At 73.7% G+C, this 16,808-nt stretch carries 17 protein-coding genes and 1 pseudogene; 7 read left to right on the top strand and 11 right to left on the bottom strand.

Features of this window, described 5'->3' with window-relative positions; genetic code table 11:
* Positions 1-3: 3 nt before the first annotated feature.
* The 3 genes and pseudogenes from ACQEVZ_RS05160 to sigJ form a co-directional block, all read right to left on the bottom strand.
* On the bottom strand, positions 4-798 hold the full coding sequence (locus ACQEVZ_RS05160; protein WP_433361943.1) for an NmrA family transcriptional regulator: 795 nt from the start codon (positions 796-798) through the stop codon (positions 4-6).
* Positions 799-866: 68 nt separating this feature from the next.
* A pseudogene (locus tag ACQEVZ_RS05155) lies at positions 867-1,520 on the bottom strand (hypothetical protein); the annotation flags it as partial.
* 198 nt (positions 1,521-1,718) lie between these two features.
* Positions 1,719-2,606 (bottom strand): RNA polymerase sigma factor SigJ, encoded by an 888-nt coding sequence (gene sigJ / locus ACQEVZ_RS05150; RefSeq protein WP_433361940.1) that lies wholly within the window; start codon positions 2,604-2,606, stop codon positions 1,719-1,721.
* 152 nt (positions 2,607-2,758) lie between these two features.
* On the opposite strand from sigJ, the gene ACQEVZ_RS05145 reads away from it, so the two are divergent.
* The gene (locus ACQEVZ_RS05145) at positions 2,759-3,832 is read left to right on the top strand and encodes an LUD domain-containing protein (RefSeq protein WP_433361937.1); all 1,074 of its coding nucleotides are present in this window, start codon (positions 2,759-2,761) and stop codon (positions 3,830-3,832) included.
* A gap of 8 nt (positions 3,833-3,840) precedes the next feature.
* Here the strand turns inward: ACQEVZ_RS05145 and ACQEVZ_RS05140 are convergent, their stop codons facing one another.
* Positions 3,841-4,281 (bottom strand): Lrp/AsnC family transcriptional regulator, encoded by a 441-nt coding sequence (locus ACQEVZ_RS05140; RefSeq protein ID WP_433361934.1) that lies wholly within the window; start codon positions 4,279-4,281, stop codon positions 3,841-3,843.
* A gap of 104 nt (positions 4,282-4,385) precedes the next feature.
* Between ACQEVZ_RS05140 and ACQEVZ_RS05135 the strand changes: the two genes are divergently transcribed.
* Positions 4,386-5,342: an SMP-30/gluconolactonase/LRE family protein gene (locus ACQEVZ_RS05135; protein ID WP_433361931.1), complete on the top strand. Its 957-nt coding sequence runs from the start codon at positions 4,386-4,388 to the stop codon at positions 5,340-5,342.
* A 67-nt stretch (positions 5,343-5,409) separates the two neighbouring features.
* On the opposite strand, the gene ACQEVZ_RS05130 is transcribed toward ACQEVZ_RS05135, so the two are convergent.
* The gene (locus ACQEVZ_RS05130; RefSeq protein WP_433361928.1) at positions 5,410-6,306 is read right to left on the bottom strand and encodes a LysR family transcriptional regulator; all 897 of its coding nucleotides are present in this window, start codon (positions 6,304-6,306) and stop codon (positions 5,410-5,412) included.
* Between the two features lie 112 nt (positions 6,307-6,418).
* On the opposite strand from ACQEVZ_RS05130, the gene ACQEVZ_RS05125 reads away from it, so the two are divergent.
* Both ACQEVZ_RS05125 and ACQEVZ_RS05120 read left to right on the top strand, forming a co-directional pair.
* Positions 6,419-7,585 (top strand): M20 aminoacylase family protein, encoded by a 1,167-nt coding sequence (locus tag ACQEVZ_RS05125; RefSeq protein WP_433361925.1) that lies wholly within the window; start codon positions 6,419-6,421, stop codon positions 7,583-7,585.
* Positions 7,582-8,598: a pyridoxal-phosphate dependent enzyme gene (locus tag ACQEVZ_RS05120; RefSeq protein WP_433361922.1), complete on the top strand. Its 1,017-nt coding sequence runs from the start codon at positions 7,582-7,584 to the stop codon at positions 8,596-8,598. The genes ACQEVZ_RS05125 and ACQEVZ_RS05120 overlap by 4 nt, the downstream gene beginning before the upstream one ends.
* Here the strand turns inward: ACQEVZ_RS05120 and ACQEVZ_RS05115 are convergent.
* Positions 8,567-9,478, bottom strand: a complete 912-nt coding sequence (locus ACQEVZ_RS05115) for an ornithine cyclodeaminase family protein (protein ID WP_433361919.1) — start codon at positions 9,476-9,478, stop codon at positions 8,567-8,569. The two genes, ACQEVZ_RS05120 and ACQEVZ_RS05115, sit on opposite strands and share 32 nt — an antisense overlap.
* The gene (locus tag ACQEVZ_RS05110) at positions 9,475-10,464 is read right to left on the bottom strand and encodes a proline racemase family protein (protein WP_433361916.1); all 990 of its coding nucleotides are present in this window, start codon (positions 10,462-10,464) and stop codon (positions 9,475-9,477) included. Before ACQEVZ_RS05110 ends, ACQEVZ_RS05115 begins: the two co-directional genes overlap by 4 nt.
* A gap of 220 nt (positions 10,465-10,684) precedes the next feature.
* On the opposite strand from ACQEVZ_RS05110, the gene ACQEVZ_RS05105 reads away from it, so the two are divergent.
* Positions 10,685-10,960 (top strand): GlsB/YeaQ/YmgE family stress response membrane protein, encoded by a 276-nt coding sequence (locus tag ACQEVZ_RS05105; RefSeq protein WP_433361913.1) that lies wholly within the window; start codon positions 10,685-10,687, stop codon positions 10,958-10,960.
* 84 nt (positions 10,961-11,044) lie between these two features.
* Here ACQEVZ_RS05105 and ACQEVZ_RS05100 read toward each other — a convergent pair whose 3' ends face one another.
* Both ACQEVZ_RS05100 and ACQEVZ_RS05095 read right to left on the bottom strand, forming a co-directional pair.
* The gene (locus ACQEVZ_RS05100) at positions 11,045-11,911 is read right to left on the bottom strand and encodes an alpha/beta fold hydrolase (RefSeq protein ID WP_433361910.1); all 867 of its coding nucleotides are present in this window, start codon (positions 11,909-11,911) and stop codon (positions 11,045-11,047) included.
* A 29-nt stretch (positions 11,912-11,940) separates the two neighbouring features.
* Complete coding sequence (locus ACQEVZ_RS05095) at positions 11,941-12,744, bottom strand: alpha/beta hydrolase family protein (RefSeq protein WP_344505747.1); 804 nt, start codon at positions 12,742-12,744, stop codon at positions 11,941-11,943.
* A gap of 115 nt (positions 12,745-12,859) precedes the next feature.
* Here ACQEVZ_RS05095 and ACQEVZ_RS05090 point away from each other — a divergent pair, with 115 nt between their 5' ends.
* Together ACQEVZ_RS05090 and ACQEVZ_RS05085 are read left to right on the top strand one after the other, a co-directional pair.
* A complete protein-coding gene (locus ACQEVZ_RS05090) occupies positions 12,860-14,008 on the top strand; it encodes a PucR family transcriptional regulator (RefSeq protein WP_433361906.1) in 1,149 nt (382 codons plus the stop codon).
* Between the two features lie 83 nt (positions 14,009-14,091).
* Positions 14,092-14,589: a GNAT family N-acetyltransferase gene (locus ACQEVZ_RS05085; RefSeq protein WP_433361903.1), complete on the top strand. Its 498-nt coding sequence runs from the start codon at positions 14,092-14,094 to the stop codon at positions 14,587-14,589.
* Positions 14,590-14,705: 116 nt separating this feature from the next.
* Here ACQEVZ_RS05085 and ACQEVZ_RS05080 read toward each other — a convergent pair whose 3' ends face one another.
* Complete coding sequence (locus tag ACQEVZ_RS05080; protein WP_433361900.1) at positions 14,706-15,506, bottom strand: hypothetical protein; 801 nt, start codon at positions 15,504-15,506, stop codon at positions 14,706-14,708.
* A gap of 7 nt (positions 15,507-15,513) precedes the next feature.
* Positions 15,514-16,767 carry a phytase gene (locus tag ACQEVZ_RS05075; protein WP_433361897.1) on the bottom strand — a complete coding sequence of 418 codons (1,254 nt, stop codon included), beginning with the start codon at positions 16,765-16,767 and terminating at the stop codon, positions 15,514-15,516.
* Between the last annotated feature and the right edge of the window lie 41 nt (positions 16,768-16,808).

The raw sequence follows: 16,808 nt of genomic DNA, 5'->3' as shown, positions 1-16,808 counted from the left end.
CCGTCATACGATCCAGGTGCCGGCCGTCTGCTTGGCGTAGTCGGCGAAGTCCCGGGGCTCCCGGCCGAGGATGAGCCGCACGTCGTCGGTCAGGTGGGCGTTGCGGCCGTCGAGCACGGTCGTGAACAGGTACATCAGCAGGTCGGCGAGCTCCGGCGGCAACTGCGCCGCGTAGTCGGCGGCCGGCACCTGGACGAACGTGATGTCGCGGCCGGTCGCGGCGGCGATCTCGGCGACCGCGCCGGCGAAGGTGAGCAGGCGCGGGCCGGTCAGCTCGTACACCTGGCCGTCGTGGCCCTCCTCGGTGAGCGCCGCGACGGCGACGTCGGCGATGTCGTCGGCGTCGACGAACGGCTCCGGGACGTCGCCGACGGGCAGCGCGACCTCGCCGGCGAGGACCGGTTCCAGGAGGTGGTCCTCGCTGAAGTTCTGGTTGAACCAGCTGCAGCGCAGGACCGTCGACTCGACGCCGGCGGACCGCACGATCTGCTCGCACACGGCCGCCTCGTCCTCGCCGCGGCCGGACAGCAGCACGAGGCGGGTGACGCCGGAGGCGGCGGCGAGGTCGGTGAACGCCTGGATGGCCTGCGGTGCGCCGGGTGCGGCGAGGTCCGGCTGATACGACACGTACACGCTGCGGACGCCGGACAGGACCGGCTGCCACGTCGCCGGGTCGGTCCAGTCGAAGGGCTGCGGGGCGGTGCGGGAGCCGATACGGACCGGGACGCCGGCGCCGCGCAGGCGTTGCGCGACGCGGCGTCCCGTCTTGCCGGTGCCGCCGAGGACAAGCGTTGTCATGCACCCATCTCAGCGCGCGGACCGGCGGTCTTCCATGGCTGGGACTCGCGGATGCATGTCCAGGCGTCTTACGGGAAGTTGAGCAGGTACACGTTGTTGGTCGTGGAGTTCGCGGCCGCGCCGGTGTTGTTGATGACGTGCGAGATGGTGCCGACGCCGCCGAGGGACACGATCGCCATGTTGTGGAACTTGACGCCCGCCACGGCCGGGACCTCGAAGGCGCGGGCGGACGCGACGCTGTTGTTGACGTTGAAGAAGCAGTAGCTGCCCAGGCCCCACGCCTCGAACGTGGTGACCGCGGAGCCGACCTTGATCGCCGGGTAGCCCTGGGTGGAGCCGTTCATCCACGCGGCCTGGTTCGGCGGGTCGTACGGCATCTCGTTCTGGAAGAACACGATCCTGCCGCCGGCGCCGTTCCAGACGACCTCGTTCTTCTGGTAGTGCTCGACGAACAGGCCGGTCGCCAGGACGTTGTCGCCGTTGACGGTGAGGCCGTTGTCGGCGGTGTTGACGGTCCAGCCGACGCCGCTGCCGTGGTCGGCGCGCCACGCCCAGATGTGGTCGATGATCGTGTTGTTGGTGTTGACGACCAGGCTGTTGGTGGCCTTGCCGGCGACCATGCCGCCGATGCGGAAGAACACGTCCTGGATCGTGGTCGGGTTCGCGGCGTGTGACACCCCGGTCTTGGCCAGGCCGACCTTCAGCAGCGTGTCGCTGCGCGTCACCCGACCCGGCCCACGCGCTCGCCGGCGGGCCTTCGCCGAACGCCCGGGGCGACAGCCCGTCGTCCAGGAGCCGCCCGGCGAAGGCGCCGGCGGTGACCTGATCTTCGATCAAGGGGTGCCCTTCCGTCGATGCGATCATCGACAGGAGTACCACATGCCGGCCGGCCGTGCCTCCTCAGGCCGCCTCAGGCCGCCTCAGGCGGTCATCCACTGCCGGAGCTTCTCCGGGTTGCGGACCACCCAGATGCGCGTGATCCGGTCGCCGGTGACGGTGAACGCGAACACCGTCAGGGTCCGGCCGGCGTGCCGGGCGACCAGGCCGGGCCGCCCGTTGACGGTGCGTTCCAGGAACGTCGTGCCCCGCGGGACCCGCTCGGCGATCTCGACCCAGGCGCGGGCGATCCGCGCGCCGCCCTCGATCGGCTGGAGGAAGGTGGTGGCCAGTCCGCCGCCGTCGGCGACCGCCGTGGCACCGGGGTCCAGCAGGCCGATGAGCGCGTCGACGTCCTTGGCCTCCCAGGCCGCCTTGAAGGCCCGGACGACGGCGGCCTGCCGGGCCGGCGGGGTCGCGGGAGGCTGCGCGGCGCGGATGCGGCGGCGGGCCGAGGACGCCAGCTGGCGGCACGCCGCCGGGGTGCGCCCGACGATCTCGGCGATCTCGGCGAACGGGTAGCGGAAGACGTCGTGGAGGATGAACGCGACCCGTTCGGCCGGCGTCATCGACTCGAGCATCACGAGAAACGCCATGTTGACGGACTCGTCGAGGGTGACCCGGTCGGCGGGGTCCGCCGGGGCGCCGCCGGTCCACTCCGTGCGGTCGGGCAGCGGCTCCGGGAGCCACTCGCCCACGTAGCGCTCCCGCCGGGCCCGGGCCGAGCCGAGCAGGTTGAGGCAGACGCGGCTGGCGACCGTCGTCAGCCAGGCGCCGGGCGACTCGATGGCCTGCTGCTGCTCGCGGGGCATGGCGTACCAGCGGGCATACGTCTCCTGCACGGCGTCCTCGGCCTCCGCGAGGGAGCCCAGCAGCCGGTAGGCCAGATTGATCAGCTGACGGCGCTCGTTGATGATCGCTGGGGTGGTCATGGCCGCAACGGCTCCCTCGGTGGCAGGTGCTTCACCGGTACGACACGGCAGCCTCCCGGATTGTGAGGTCGGCCTCGTCGCCTCACACTCCGGTGCGCTGTGCTGTCGAACCCGGTGAGACGAACCCATCATCCAACGGGCAGGGGACACCGATGACGGACTTCCAGGCGATCGCGGACCGCGTCGAGATCGAGGCGCTGCGCGGCGAGTTCACCGACGCGGCGATGATGCGCGACCGCGCCCGCCTCGCCGCGCTGTTCACCGACGACGGCGTGCTGCGGATGCCGAACATCCCCGTCGAGCTGGTCGGGCCGGCGCAGATCCGGGCCGGGGGTGAGCGGCTGCAGGCCCAGTGGGAGTTCTTCGTGCAGAACACCCACCCCGGCACGGTCCAGCTCGACGGCGACACCGCGACCGGCCGCACCTACATCCAGGAGATCGCGCGCACCCGCGACGGCCGCCAGGGGCAGAACTTCGCCATCTACCACGACCGCTACCGGCGCACCGGCGACGGCTGGAAGTTCGCGGAGCGGGTCTACGAGGTCAGGTACCTGGACACCAGCCCACTGGCCGGCTCGGCGCCCGCCTCCACCGACGCCTCCAGGGACGCCGACGCCTCCACCTTCACCGGTGCGGCGTCCGAGGCGCGGCTGCAGCGGACCGCGGCGGCGCTGCGGGCGAACAACTTCGCCGTCGAGGTCCTCGACGACGCCGCCGCGGCCCGGGCCCGCGTCGAGGAGCTGATCCCCGAAGGCGCCAGCGTGTTCACCGGTGCCAGCGAGACGCTGCGGGCGTCCGGCATCGACGCGGACATCAACGGCGGCGGCCGCTACGACGCGGTCAAGTCACGGACCCTGACGATGGACCGGGCCACCGGCACCCGCGACATCTGGCGGCTGATCGCCAGCCCCGACGTCATCGTGGGCAGCGTCGCCGCGGTCACCGAGACCGGCTCCCTCGTCGTCGCCTCGGCCAGCGGCTCCCAGCTGCCCGGCTACGCGGGCGCCGCCGGCCACGCCATCTGGATCGTCGGCGCGCAGAAGGTCGTGCCCGACCTGAACGCCGCCCTGCACCGCGTCGAGGTGCACTGCCTGCCGCTGGAGAGCGCCCGCGCCCAGGCGGCCTACGGCCGGCCCAGCGCCGCCAACCGCGTGCTCATCCTCAACGCGGAGCTCGAACCCGGCCGCGGCACCGTCCTGCTGCTGCGGGAGCCCATCGGATTCTGAAGCCCCCGTCAGGCCCGCGGCGAGACGGGGCGCTCGAAGAAGGTCTCAAGCACCACGGTGGCCTGCGTGCCGCTGACCCCGTCGATCGCGTAGATCCGGCGGAGCACGTCCTGCAGGTGTGCGGTGGTCGTCGTCCTGACCTTCACCAGGACCGACGCGCTGCCGGCGATGACGTGCGCCTCCAGGACCTCGGGCAGCGCCGCGAACGCGTCCGCCGAGTCGCCCATCCAGGCGTCCGAGTCGACCATCACGAAGGCCAGGACGCCGCCGCCCACGGCGGCCGGGTCGACCTCGACCGTGGTGCGCCGGATGACGCCCCGCTCGCGCAGCTTCCGCACGCGCTCGTGGGCCGCGCCGGCGGACAGCCCGACGGCCCGGCCCAGCTCGGCGTAGGGCTGGCCGGCGTCCTCCTGCAGCTTCCCCAGCAGCGTCCTGTCGACCTGGTCCACGGTCCTCCGTTCGGCGATTCCTTGCATTCACCGTACCGCATCCTGCACTCTGAACTGAATGCAGGATATGGTTCGGTGCTTGCAGGAACTGGGAGGAAGTTTCCATGAGCGGTGATTCCCCCGCGCTGTACGAGATGTTCGACGACCGGTTCCGTGCGGGGCGGTGCATGAACGGTGACGAACGGCTGGAGGTCCTGCACACGGGCTGCCGGTGGGTGGAAGGGCCGATCTACCTCCCCGCCTGGCGGCAGGTGATCTGGAGCGACATCCCCAACGACCGGATGCTGCGCTGGGACGAGGAGACCGGCACGGTCAGCGTCTTCCGCCGCGGCGCCGGGCACCCCAACGGCAACACCCTCGACCGTCAGGGCCGGCTGGTCACCTGCGAACAGGGCAACCGCCGGGTGACCCGGACCGAACCCGACGGCACCGTCACCGTGCTGGCGGACCGGTGGCAGGGCAAGCGCCTGAACAGCCCGAACGATGCCACGGTGAAGTCAGACGGGTCGATCTGGTTCTCCGACCCGGACTTCGGCATCACCAGCGACTACGAGGGCTACCGGGCAGACAGCGAGATCGGGTCCAACAACGTCTACCGGATCGACCCCGCCACCGGCGAGGTGCGGCTGGTCGCCGACTGCTTCGGCGCGCCGAACGGCCTGGTCTTCTCCGCCGACGAACGGCAACTGTACGTCTCCGACACCCGGGCGGGCGTCATCCGGGTCTTCGACGTCCGCGACGACGGCACCCTGTCCAAGGACCGCATCTTCGCCGAAGCGGCGACCCGCGACCGGGCCCGCTTCGACAACCTCCGCTTCGACGACGCCGGCCGGCTCTGGGCCGCCGCGATGAACGACGGCGTGCACTGCTACGAGGCTGACGGCACGCTGCTCGGACGGCTGCGGGTCCCCGAAGCGGTCGCCAACGTCTCCTGGGGCGGCGCCAAACGCAACCGCCTCTTCATCGCCGCCGAGACAAGCCTCTACTCCGTCGTCATGGGCGTCACCGGCACACATCCGACCGGACCGGGACGCCGGCCCTGGCTGGACGGTCAGCGGTAGCCGAGCGCCCCGCCCCACACGTCCCGGCCGTCGGCCCAGGTCCAGAGCCACCCGCGCACGGATCCGGTCAGGTGGGCAGCGCCGAGGTGAGGGCCTGGCGGAGGGAGCGGATCGCGGGGTGGTCGGCGTGCCCCTGGCGGACGGCGGTGGAGATGCGGCGGTGGGCCTGGGGCTTCGGCAGCGGGCGGGTCGCGACGGTGGGGCGGCGGCCGCGCCAGGTGAGATCGGGCAGGAACGCGGCGGCGTGGCCGGACTCGACGAGGCGGACGTGCAGCAGCAGGTCGCTGCTCTCGTAGCGGACGTCGGGCTCGAAGCCGGCCTTGCGGCAGACGGCGACCGCCCACGCCCTCGCCGCCGTCCCCGCGGGCTCCAGCACCCACGGGTGACCGGCGAGGGCGGCGAGCGCCGCCTGGTTCTGCGGGGTGCGCACCGTCCGCGGGTGCGCCAGCCTGATCGGGTCGACACACAGCGGCGCGACGTCGATGCCGGTGGGCAGCGGCTGCGGGCCGTCCGGGTACTCCTCGACGATGACCAGGTCGAAGTCGCGGGCGAGCAACGCCGGGATGGCCGTCTCGGGCTCGGCCTGCGTCAGGTGTACGCGCAGCCGCGGGTGACCGCGTCCGAGGGTCGTGATCGCCGGCGGGACGAGGGCGAGCGCGGCCGTCTGGAACGCCGCGACCCGGACGACGCCCGCGGCGACGGCGCTCGCGGCCGCGATGTCGGCCTGGGCGCGCTCCAGCTCCGCCAGGATGCGGTCGGTGCAGGCGACCAGGATCTGCGCCTGCGGCGTGAGCCGGACCCGGCGCCCGACGTGCTCCAGCAGCACCGTGCCGGTCTCCGCCTCCAGCTGTGACAGCTGCTGCGACACCGTCGAAGGGCTGTAGGACAGGGCGGAGGCGACCGCGGCGAGCGTGCCGCGGTGGGCGAGCTCGCGCAGCAGCCGCAGCCGGCGCAGGTCGAGCACCCCGTACCCCCCACTGTCGGCAACCCGAACGTCAAACCGTCGACAGGACCGAACGATACCGCTCGGAACGATCCGCTGGACGAACGTGTCACGCGGCGCCGAAGCTGGACCGGTGGAATTCGACGCGGAACTGCGGCAGTGGCGGCACGACCTGCACCGCATCCCGGAGCTCGGCTTCCAGGAGCACCGCACCAGCGACTACCTGGCCGCGGCGCTGGACGGGATGGGCCTGGAGGTCACCCGCGGCGTCGGCGGCACCGGCGTGGTCGCCACGCTGAGATCCGGCAGGTCCGGCACGGGCGGTGGCGCGATCGCGCTGCGGGCAGACATGGACGGCATCCCGCTGACGGAGCGCGGCGAGCTCCCGTACCGGTCCGAGCACGACGGCGTCATGCACGCCTGCGGGCACGACGGCCACATGGCGATGCTGCTCGGCGCGGCCCGGTCACTGGCCGGGGCCGGGGGCGCGACGGGAATCGACGGGACCGTGCACTTCGTGTTCCAGCCCGACGAGGAGCACGGCCGCGGCGCGAAGGCGATGATCGCCGACGGGCTGTTCGAGCGGTTCCCCGTCGACGCGATCTTCGGGCTGCACAACATGCCGGGGCACCCGGCGGGCGGCCTGGCCACCCGGGCCGGCGGGCTGATGGCCAGCGAGGACAACTTCGAGATCCGCATCGCCGGGCGGGGCGGGCACGCGGCCCGGCCGCAGATGGTCGTCGACCCGATCGTGGTCGCCGCGCAGCTCGTCCTGGCACTGCAGACGATCGTGGCGCGCAACCTCGACCCGACCGACCCGGCCGTCGTGTCGTGCACGGAGATCACCACCGACGGGGCCCGCAACGCGATCCCCTCCCGGGCCGTGATCCGGGGCGACACGCGCAGCTTCACGCCGGCCGTACAGGCGACACTGGAGCACCGCATCCGGCAGCTCGCCGACGGGATCTGCGCCGCGCACGGCGCGACGGCCGAGGTCACGTACACGCACGAGTTCGAGCCGACCGTCAACGACCCCGCCGCCGTGGCGACCGCGCTGACCGCGGCCCGGCTCACCGTCGGCGCGGACCGCGTCGACGGCGACACCCCGCCGTGGACCGCCAGCGAGGACTTCGGCGCGTTCAGCAACCAGGTGCCCGGCTGCTTCGCGCTGCTCGGCAACGGCGCCGGCGGCCCGTCGCTGCACAGCGCCGACTACGACTTCAACGACGACGTCCTGAGCACCGGCGTCGCGTACTACGTCAACCTGGTCCGCACCGCGCTGCCGGCCGTCACCACATGACGGCTGCGAACCCGCTCCGCGACCCGGCCTGGCGCTGCGAGCCCGCACCCGCCGAGGTGCTGGACTTCCACCGGCGGCTTCCCGGGTACGCCCCGACCCCGCTCACCGAGCTGCCCGAGCTGGCCGCCGCGGCCGGTGTCGCGCGGCTCTACGCCAAGGACGAGTCGACGCGGCTGGGGCTGCCGGCGTTCAAGGCGCTCGGCGCGTCCTGGGCGATCCACCGGGCGCTGCGCGCACGGCGCGGTGCGGGGCAGGCGACGATCGTCACCGCGACGGACGGCAACCACGGCCGCGCCGTCGCCCGCTTCGCCCGGCAGTTCGGCCACCGCGCCGCCGTCTACGTGCCCGACGGCGTGCACCCGGCGGCGGTGCGGGCGATCCGCGACGAGGGCGCCGACGTCACCCACGTCCCCGGCGACTACGACACCGCCGTCGCGGCCGCCGCCGCCTCGTCCGGCGGCGGGGACGGCGGAGTCGGCGGGGACCGGCTGCTCGTGCAGGACATGGCGTGGGACGGCTACGAGGACGTGCCGGGGTGGATCGTCGACGGGTACTCCACCCTGTTCGCGGAGCTGCCCGTGCGTCCCGACCTGGTCGTCGTCCCCGCCGGCGTCGGCTCGCTGCTGCAGGCCGCGCTCACCCACTACCGCAGCCGCACCGCCCCGCCCGGCACGGCGGTGGTGAGCGTCGAGCCGGACTCCGCCGCGTGCGTCCTGGCGAGCGTCGCCGCCGGCCACCCGGTCACCGTCGCGACCGGCACGACCAGCATGGCCGGGCTCAACTGCGGCACCGTGTCGAGCCTCGCATGGCCGTACATCCGCGGCGGCCTCGACGCGTGCACCACCGTCACCGACGCCCGGGCCGCCGCGGCGATGCGCGACCTGTCCGCCCACGGCGTCGACGCCGGCCCCTGCGGCGCCGCGCCCCTCGCCGCGCTGCGGTCTCTGCGGGCCGCTCCGGGCAGCACCGTCGTCCTGCTGGTCACCGAGGGCCGCGCCGCGAACGCGCATTGACGGCAGTCAGGACGGCCTCCGCGGTGACGAGGTCCTGCCAGGCCATGCCGACGCTCTTGAACAGCAGCGGCCGGTCGGCGGGCGGGCGGGCGCGGCCGGTGACGACGTCACGCATCGGGACCAGGTCCTCGGGCCGCAGTCGCCGCTCGTGTACGGCCATGCCGACGTCACCGGCCTCGCGCAGGGCGGTGGCGGCGTCCTCGACGACGACCGTCGCCCGGGCGCACAGCGCCGGCGGCACCTCGCGGGCGTCGGGCTCGTGCGAGCCGACCGCGATGACGGTCGCCGTGTCACGGATCAGGCCGGCGTCGAAGAGCGGCTCCCGCGCGGTCGTGGCGCAGACGACGACGTCGGCCTCGCGCAGCACGTCCTCGACCGGCCGGTCGCCCGTACGGCCGCGGGTGAGGTGCGTGACGGTCGCGATGGGCAGCACCGCGGCGAGGGTCTCGGCGTGCCCGTGCGCCTGCGGCCCCGCCCCGAACACCGCCACCCGCAGCGGACCCGGCATCGCCCGCAGCCGCGGCAGGACGGCGGCGACGGACACCGCCGGCGTGCGCAGCGTCGTCAGCGCCGTGCCGTCCAGCACCGCGACCAGGCCCAGCGACTCGGCGTCGAACAGCAGGTAGGACGCCTGGATGCGGGGCAGCCCCCGGGCCGGGTTGCCGGGCGCGACGGTCGCCACCTTGATGCCGGCGTGGGTGCCGGTCGCCTCCGATGGCATGAGCAGGAACTGGCCCGCCCGCACGGCGACGGCGTGCCGCGGCGGGTCGGCGGCCGGGTCGAGACCGGCCCGCAGCGCGGCGGTGATCGCGGCGACGGCCGCGGCGGGCCCGCACGCGTCCCGCACGGCGTCGGCGTCGAGGATCAGCGGCCCGGTCACCGCAGCACGAACCCGGGCACGAGGGGGTCGGCGGGGTCGACGACGAACGTGTGCTCACCCGTCCGGTACGCCATCCCTGTCACCTGCGGGATGACCGCCGCCCGTCCGTCGACCGTGGTGGTGGCGAGCACCGTGCCGGCGAAGACGGACCCGACGATGGACTCGTGCCGCAGCGTCACCGCGCTGTCCTGTTCGGCGAGCACGGCGAGCCGGGCGCAGGTCCCCGACCCGCAGGGCGACCGGTCGACCTCCCCGTCCGCGAACACGGTGACGTTGCGCTGGTGCACCTGGCCGTCGGCCACCCCCAGGTCCTCGAACAGGATCGTGCCGTACACGCCGCTGAGCCGCGGGTCGCTGGGGTGCACGGCGTGCGGGCTGTCGTTGAGCGCCCACTTCACCTCCCGCCCCAGCGTGATCAGGTCCTGGTAGTGGCCAGGGTCGACGCGCAGCCCGGCGGACGCCGCGTCGACGCAGGCGTAGATCGCCCCGCCGTAGCTGACGGTCACCGCGAGCTCTCCCCGGGACGTGTTGAGCGGCACGTCCCGGGCGATGACGTAGCTCGCCACGTTGACGAAGTCGACGGCGACGCTCCGCCCGGCCTCCCGGTGCACCCGCGCCGTGACCCTGCCCGACGGCACGTCGATGACCACGTCCACCGTGCCGTCCCGCGGCGCCCCGACGATCCCGGTGTCCACGGCCCACACCCCGAGCGCGATCGTCCCGTGCCCGCACGCGGTGGAGAACCCGTCCTTGTGCCAGAACAGCACCCCCAGGTGCGCCCCGTCGTCGGGCGGCACGACGAACCCGCCGTACATGTCGGCGTGCCCCCGCGGCTCGAAGCACAGCAGCTCCCGCAGCCGCTGCGCGTCGGGGCTGTCGATCGCCCGCGCCCGCCGCTCCGCGACGCTCTGTCCGGGCAGGGCCACCGGTGGCTCCGCCACGATCCGGAACGGCTCCCCGGCCGTGTGGTAGTCAACCGTCGACACAGCAGGCACGATCACCACCCCATCTTGGACCACCGGCCACCGGCCGGGTGCCCCAGGTGCGGAGTCGCCGCACGCCAGAAGGCTCATGGGCGCCGGCCCCGGACAGGTGAGTGATCCCGCCCGAGGAATGAGCGGCCGGGTCAGCCGCGGGCGGTTTGGTGGCTCCTCCGCCGGGAACGTACGTCGACGTAGCACAATCCCGGGAACCTGGAGGCATCAGATGACTGTCGGCGGCATCATCTCCGCGCTCGTCGTTGGCCTGATCATCGGCGCGCTCGGGCGCCTGGTCGTGCCCGGCAAGCAGAACATCCCGATCTGGCTGACCATCGTCATCGGCATCGTCGCCGCCCTGATCGGCACCGCCATCGCCGGTGCGATCGGCGTGGCCAACACCTCAGGCATCGACTGGATCGAGCTCGCCATCCAGGTCGTGCTGGCCGCGGCCGGCGTGTGGCTGGTCGCGGGCATGTACGGCCGCCGCCACCACCACGTGTAGTGACCCGGACTCGCCCAGGGAGCTGCACGACCGGAAGCGACGTCGCGGACCAGAAGGGTCCACGACGTCGCAGCGCTCCGGTCGTCACGAGGCGGTGAGGACCTCGGCGAGCCTCGCGGTGGCCCGGGGGGTGGTGAGGATCGTGTAGTGGTTGCAGTCGGGGATGAGCTCGGCGCGCAGGGCCGTCTGCGCGGTCCAGTGGTCGACCACGGGCTGCGGGAGCAGGCCGGGCTCCTGGCCGAACATGCCGCGCGGGGCGTGCAGCAGGTCGGCCGGCAGGCGCAGCGCGCGCAGGTCGTCGCCGAACGTCGCCGCGTTGACGAGCAGGTCGCGGCCGTCCTCCGCCACAGCTGCCGGGGACACCCGGGAGCGGATCGAGCCGGGGTCGCCGGTGGCGTCGTAGCGGGCGTACGCGTCGAGGTCGGCGCTCCAGTCGGCGGCGAGCGCCGGGTGGTTGCGGAACACGTCGACGTAGGCGTCCTCGGTCGGGAACGTCATCCTCAGGCGGGTGATCGCCGGGCCCAGCGTCGCCTCCAGGACCGCGTCGGGGTCCGCGCCGGGCGGGACGGGCAGCGGCAGGCCGCCGTCGATGAGCACGAGGCGCCGGTACAGGCCGGGCTCCCGGACCGCGGCCCGCAGCGCGGCGTAGGCGCCCATCGACTGCCCGGCGAGCACGACGGGCCGGCCGAGGTGGCGGGCGGCGGTGGCGAGGTCCTCGGCGTGGCGGTCCATGCCGAACGGGCCGGGGAGGCCGTTGCTGCGTCCCCGGCCGCGCAGGTCCACGGCGAGCAGCGTCCAGCCGGCGGGCAGGGCACGGGCGAGCGCCGCGAACGCCATCGCCGAGGCGGTGATGCCGTGGGCGGCGAGCACGACCGGCGCCGCCGGGTCCTGCGAGCCGGACCGCAGGGCGTGCAGTGGGCCGTCCGGCGTGGGGATCTCGACGCTGTCCATGTGGTGTGGTTCCTCCGAACTGTGCGGGGTTACGGGGCGAGGGCGTTGCGGCGGACGTCGGAGAACGTGCGGGTATCGGTACAGATGCCGCAGCGTGGACCGGTGAACTCGGCGCCGGCGGCGGTGTCGCCCATGAGCTGGAAGCGGAACCAGGCGGTCGTCGGCGCGGCGAACGGGCCCGGGTCGCCGACGACGGTGAAGTGGTCGGCGCCCCGCAGCTCAGCGTAGATCGCCGGGATGTGGTCCGCGTCGTTGTAGAACGCCTTCACCAGCGCCGGGAACACGATGCTGTCGTATTGACCGGCGAGCAGCAGCGCGGGGACGTGCACGGCGTCGATGTCGGCGAGGGGGCCGGGCTGGATCGGCAGGATCGCGTCGATGCGCGGGTCGGCGCCGACGACGATCGCCGCGGCGCCGCCCTGGGAGTGGCCGGACGCGCCGATGTGGGCGAGGTCGACGTGGTGGTGGAAGACGCTGCCGGGGTCGGCGTCTGCCTGGGCGAGGGCGTCGATGCCGAGGCGCATCGAGACGCCGAGGTTGGAGGTGGGCGTGTTCGCGGCGGAGACGATGAAGCCGTGGCTCGCCCAGTACAGCAGCAGGTCACGGTAGACGAGCGGGACGCCGCCGGTGCCGTTGCCCCAGACGATCACCGGGTGCCGGCGGGGGCTGGTGGCGATGTCGCGCGGGTAGTACAGGGTGTTGACGACGCCGACCTGGACGGCGGTCGCGTAGGGGCCGGGCGCGTCCCAGGCGTCCGCGGCGGCGGCCGGTCGGGCGGGGACCAGCAGCGCGGCCACGCACAGCAGCGCGGCGAGGCCGTAACGGTGAGACATCGTGCCTCCTCGTTGGTTTGGGGGTCCTCGAATCGTCGCGCCGGCCGCGGCCGGTGTCTGTGCGCACTTGCGGCAATGATTGACGCGCGGGTTTGGGCGATGTGACGATGCCGGCATGCGGGACCTGCACGACCGGATGGCGCCCAGGCTCGCCGAGCTGACCGGTGAGATCGTCGCCGGATGCGCCTCCGACGTGCCGTTCTACCGGGGGCTGCCGGCCGAGGTCCTGGACGGCCCGGTCCGCGAGTCGGTCGGCACCGTCTTGGGCCTTCTGCTGAGGATGCTCCGCGACGAGGAGGCGCTGCGGCCCGGCGACCTGACCTGGGTGGTGGAGCTGTCCGCCCGCCGGGCCCGGGACCACGTGCCGCTGGAGGCGGCGCTCGCGGCGTACCTCATCGGCGCCCGCACCTGGTGGCGCACGCTGTCGGCCGTCGCCGCCCCCGCGGAGCTGCCCGCCGCCGGCGCGCTGCTGCTGGACGGCCTGGCCGGCATGATGCCCGCCGTCGTCGTCGCGCACCTGCAGGCGCAGGAGGACCTGCGGGGCGAGTCGGCGCGGGCCCGGCGGGAGCTGCTCGCCGCGCTGCTGCACGGGCAGCCGTTCCATGTCGTCGCGGCCCTCGCGCAGGACGTCAGGGTCGAGGTCGGGCAGCGGCACACGGTGCTGCTGGTGCGGTTCGCGCCCCGCCCGCCGGACCGGCTCGTGCAGGTCGCCCTCGACGCGCACGCGGGCACGCCCGTCCTCGCCGACCACGCCGCCGGCATCGTGCTGCTGCCCGACGGCGTCACCGCGGCGGCGATGGCCGCGGGGCTGGGGGAGGCGCTGTCGAGCACCGTGCTGGCGGCCGCGGCGGCGGCGGACACGCCCGCCGGCATCCCGGCCGCGGCCGCCGAGGCGCGCGAGGTGATGGACCTGGTGACCCGGATCGGCCGCACGTCCGGCGTGTACCGCCTGGACGACGTCCTCGTGGAGTACCAGCTCTCCCGCCCCGGGCCGGGCCTGCAGCGGCTGGCGGCGAAGCTCGACCCGCTGCGCGGGCACCCGTACCTGCTCGACACGCTGCGCAGCTTCGTCACGCACGGGCACAACCGCCGGCAGACCGCGCTGGACCTGCACATCCACCGCAACACGCTGGACTACCGCCTGCACCGCATCACCACGATGACCGGCCTGGACCCGGCGGTCCCCGAGCACGCCCGCCTGCTGGACGCCGCCCTCACCGCCACGGCGCTGCACGACCGCCCGCCGCAGGCCGGTGCCGGCTGACCTCTTACGAACCGGGGACATCGTGGATCAACGCCTTCCACGGCACTGAACGATGCCGCCCCGATCGCGGGTAGCGTGAACGGATGCTGACGACACGTGTCGGGGGGCCGTCGGATGCGCCGGTCGTCGCCCGGCTGTGGGCCGCCGCGGACGCCGCCCGCCGCGCCGCTGCCGGGGCTGGGCACCACACCGAGGCAACGGCGGAGGCAAGGACCCTGCGGATGCTGGCGGGAACCGGGTCGCTGCTGGTGGTGGCGGAGGCAGAGGGTGAGCCGGCCGCGATGGCCGTGGTCGTGCAGGCCCTCGCGCGGGACGGCGCCGGCGACCCGATCCCGGGGCTGGCCCACGTCACGATGGTCGCCGTCGACCCGTCCCGCTGGGGCCTCGGCCTCGGCGCCGCCGTCGTCACCCGCGCGCAGGCCGAGGCCCGCGGCCTCGGCTACACCCAGGCGCAGCTGTGGACGCAGCAGAGCAACGCGCGGGCCGACCGCCTGTACCGCCGCCTCGGCTGGACCCTGTCGGGCCGCACCACCACCGACGAGCACGGCGAACCGATCCGCCACTACGTCCGGGCGCTCTGAGCCCACTGGGAGGCCGAGCCTCGAAGCGCACCGAGACAGCGATCGTCAAGAACGCCGTCATCCATGCATTGGAACGGTTCGCCGGCGAGGATGTCCTGACCGTCGACGTGGCAGCGTCAGGCGTCGGTGTCGGCGGCTCGGACGCGACGCCGATCGATCACGGTCACGTCGACGCCGCTCGGCACAGTGAAGTCTCCGGAGGGGTCGGACAGCAGTTCGGCCGGGTCGAGGGGCAGCCGCGCGTGGGGGCCGAAGTACGCGCCGTCAAGGTGGGCGAGGACCTCGGTGCCGTGTTCCTCGGTTTCGTCGAGCACCTGCAGCTGCGGGGGTGGATATCGCCAGTCGGCCCACTGCCGGTAATGCCGCCCGTCCCGCCAGACATCCGCGACGACCGCGGTGCACAGGGCCGTCACCATGGCCAGGCCAGTGCCTGCCGGGCATGGCCCGCGACCGACAAACGCGGTCAACGCCTCGGCCACCCACGGCTCCCGCTGTGGCCGAATCCGATCGACGGAAAGACCCACGCCGTTGTCCCGCACTGAGAACACCAGGTCCGATTCGATCACGACATCGACCCGGGAAACCAGGCTCTGAGGATCGGCCGCGGCCTGGTGGACCGCCCAACGCAGAACCTGTCCGGGCAGCGCCGGGTCGTGCCGATCGACTCCGAAGTACATCAGCGGACGGCTCCGCACGGCCATCAGATTCGGCCAGACAGTGATGCCACTGGCCGTCAGCTGACGTCCGTCATGACTGGTCATCACAACATCATCCCCGATCAGGACACGCCACCGGTGCGGCGCGGCGGCGGTGGAAGTGTCCTCGCGGGGCGTCGAAGGGGCAGCCGGCGGGGTGGCCGTCGCGAGGACCTCCAGGGGGTCGGTGAAGACGGTGGCCTGGAGGTCCTCGCGGGTCATGGCCGGGTCAGCGCTGGCGCAGGAAGCCGGCGTCGAGGAACTTGAAGTTGGTGGTCTCCCGGTCGCCGTCGGTGGGCGTGTCCGCGCCGTCGTGCACGACGAGCAGGCCGTGCGGGAAGCCGGGCAGCGGGGTCGCGGTCACGGCGGCGCCGTCGCAGCCTTCGGAGCCGTCGGTGCGGGCGCCGGCGACGACCGCGAAGTGGCCGGTCGGGCGCAGGGTCAGCCGGTCGTAGGTGTAGAAGGTGTCGTCGCCCTGGCTCGACACGAGCAGGGTGCCGGTGAGCGCGCCGGTCTGCAGGATGGTGAGGCCCTCGACGTCCGCGGCGATGCGGCCGCCGTAGCCGGGGTCGGCGGCGTAGTCGACGACGCAGTCGTCCTCGGCCTCGTCGAACCGGGCCGGGACGCCGAACTCGCGGGTCCGCTCCACGGACTGCGGCGCGCCGCGGAACCGGCCGCCCCACACCGGGATCCGCCACAGGCCGACGGTCTCCTGCGCCAGGTACGCGATCCGGGTCGTCGGGTCGACGACGCTGCCCTCCACCTGTGGGCCGTCGCCGGGGTCGGCGCACGGCGACCAGGCCGAGCCGTTCGGCAGCCGGAACGTCGACGGCAGCGTCAGCAGGTCCACCCGCCGGTAGGTGACGGTGCCGCCGGTCGCGACGAGCTGGAACAGGCCGACCTCGGAGGTGCTGCGGCGGCTGACGACGGCGTAGGCGGTGCCGTCGAAGTCGCGGAACGTGGCCAGGCCGTAGGCGGTGCGCTGCTCGTTGACCTGCGCCTGGTCGGTGCTGAACGCGAACGGCACGCCGGGCGCGGTCACGTCGGTGAGGGTGCCGGTGGCCGGGTCGATGCGGTAGAAGCGCAGCTGGTCGCGGCCCCGGTCGGTGACGACGGCCAGGTCGGTGGTGCGGCCGCCGAGCCGGAACCCGGGCACCAGGTCGACGTTGTTGAACCGGCCTGCGGCGTCGTCCTCGCCGGGCGCGGGCGGGGTGGCGATCGCCTGCCGTTCGCGGCCCGCGAGGTCGTACACGCGAAGACCACCGTTCTTGGCGGTGGCCAGCACCCGGCTCGCGCCGCGGTCGCGCTCGTTGACCCAGATGGCCGGGTCGTCGGCGTTGGCGTCGCCGCCGGCCTCGTCGTCGTAGAGGGGCGGGGTCTCCACGGCCGCGGTCACCGTCTTCAGGGACGGCGCCGCGTGGGCGGCCGTGGGGACCAGCAGCAGCGGCACCGTGGCCGCCGCCAGGACAATGAGTCGTCGCATCCGCCGAAGCTATGGTGCGTGTCGATCCGTCAGGTGAACAC

It is taken from the genome of Dactylosporangium sp. CA-152071 (genome assembly GCF_050936335.1).
Lineage (GTDB): Bacteria > Actinomycetota > Actinomycetes > Mycobacteriales > Micromonosporaceae > Dactylosporangium > Dactylosporangium maewongense.
The sequence above is the reverse complement of the archived record's forward strand: the minus strand, read 5'-3'. Positions and strand labels throughout refer to the sequence as shown.

Bases quoted from the DNA above. Each gene is read 5' to 3' on its own strand.
- ACQEVZ_RS05160 (WP_433361943.1), bottom strand. From the start codon at position 798: ATGACAACGCTTGTCCTCGGCGGCACCGGCAAGACGGGACGCCGCGTC.
- sigJ (WP_433361940.1), bottom strand. From the start codon at position 2,606: ATGACCACCCCAGCGATCATCAACGAGCGCCGTCAGCTGATCAATCTG.
- ACQEVZ_RS05145 (WP_433361937.1), top strand. From the start codon at position 2,759: ATGACGGACTTCCAGGCGATCGCGGACCGCGTCGAGATCGAGGCGCTG.
- ACQEVZ_RS05135 (WP_433361931.1), top strand. From the start codon at position 4,386: ATGAGCGGTGATTCCCCCGCGCTGTACGAGATGTTCGACGACCGGTTC.
- ACQEVZ_RS05120 (WP_433361922.1), top strand. From the start codon at position 7,582: ATGACGGCTGCGAACCCGCTCCGCGACCCGGCCTGGCGCTGCGAGCCC.
- ACQEVZ_RS05105 (WP_433361913.1), top strand. From the start codon at position 10,685: ATGACTGTCGGCGGCATCATCTCCGCGCTCGTCGTTGGCCTGATCATC.
- ACQEVZ_RS05100 (WP_433361910.1), bottom strand. From the start codon at position 11,911: ATGGACAGCGTCGAGATCCCCACGCCGGACGGCCCACTGCACGCCCTG.
- ACQEVZ_RS05095 (WP_344505747.1), bottom strand. From the start codon at position 12,744: ATGTCTCACCGTTACGGCCTCGCCGCGCTGCTGTGCGTGGCCGCGCTG.
- ACQEVZ_RS05090 (WP_433361906.1), top strand. From the start codon at position 12,860: ATGCGGGACCTGCACGACCGGATGGCGCCCAGGCTCGCCGAGCTGACC.
- ACQEVZ_RS05085 (WP_433361903.1), top strand. From the start codon at position 14,092: ATGCTGACGACACGTGTCGGGGGGCCGTCGGATGCGCCGGTCGTCGCC.
- ACQEVZ_RS05080 (WP_433361900.1), bottom strand. From the start codon at position 15,506: ATGACCCGCGAGGACCTCCAGGCCACCGTCTTCACCGACCCCCTGGAG.
- ACQEVZ_RS05075 (WP_433361897.1), bottom strand. From the start codon at position 16,767: ATGCGACGACTCATTGTCCTGGCGGCGGCCACGGTGCCGCTGCTGCTG.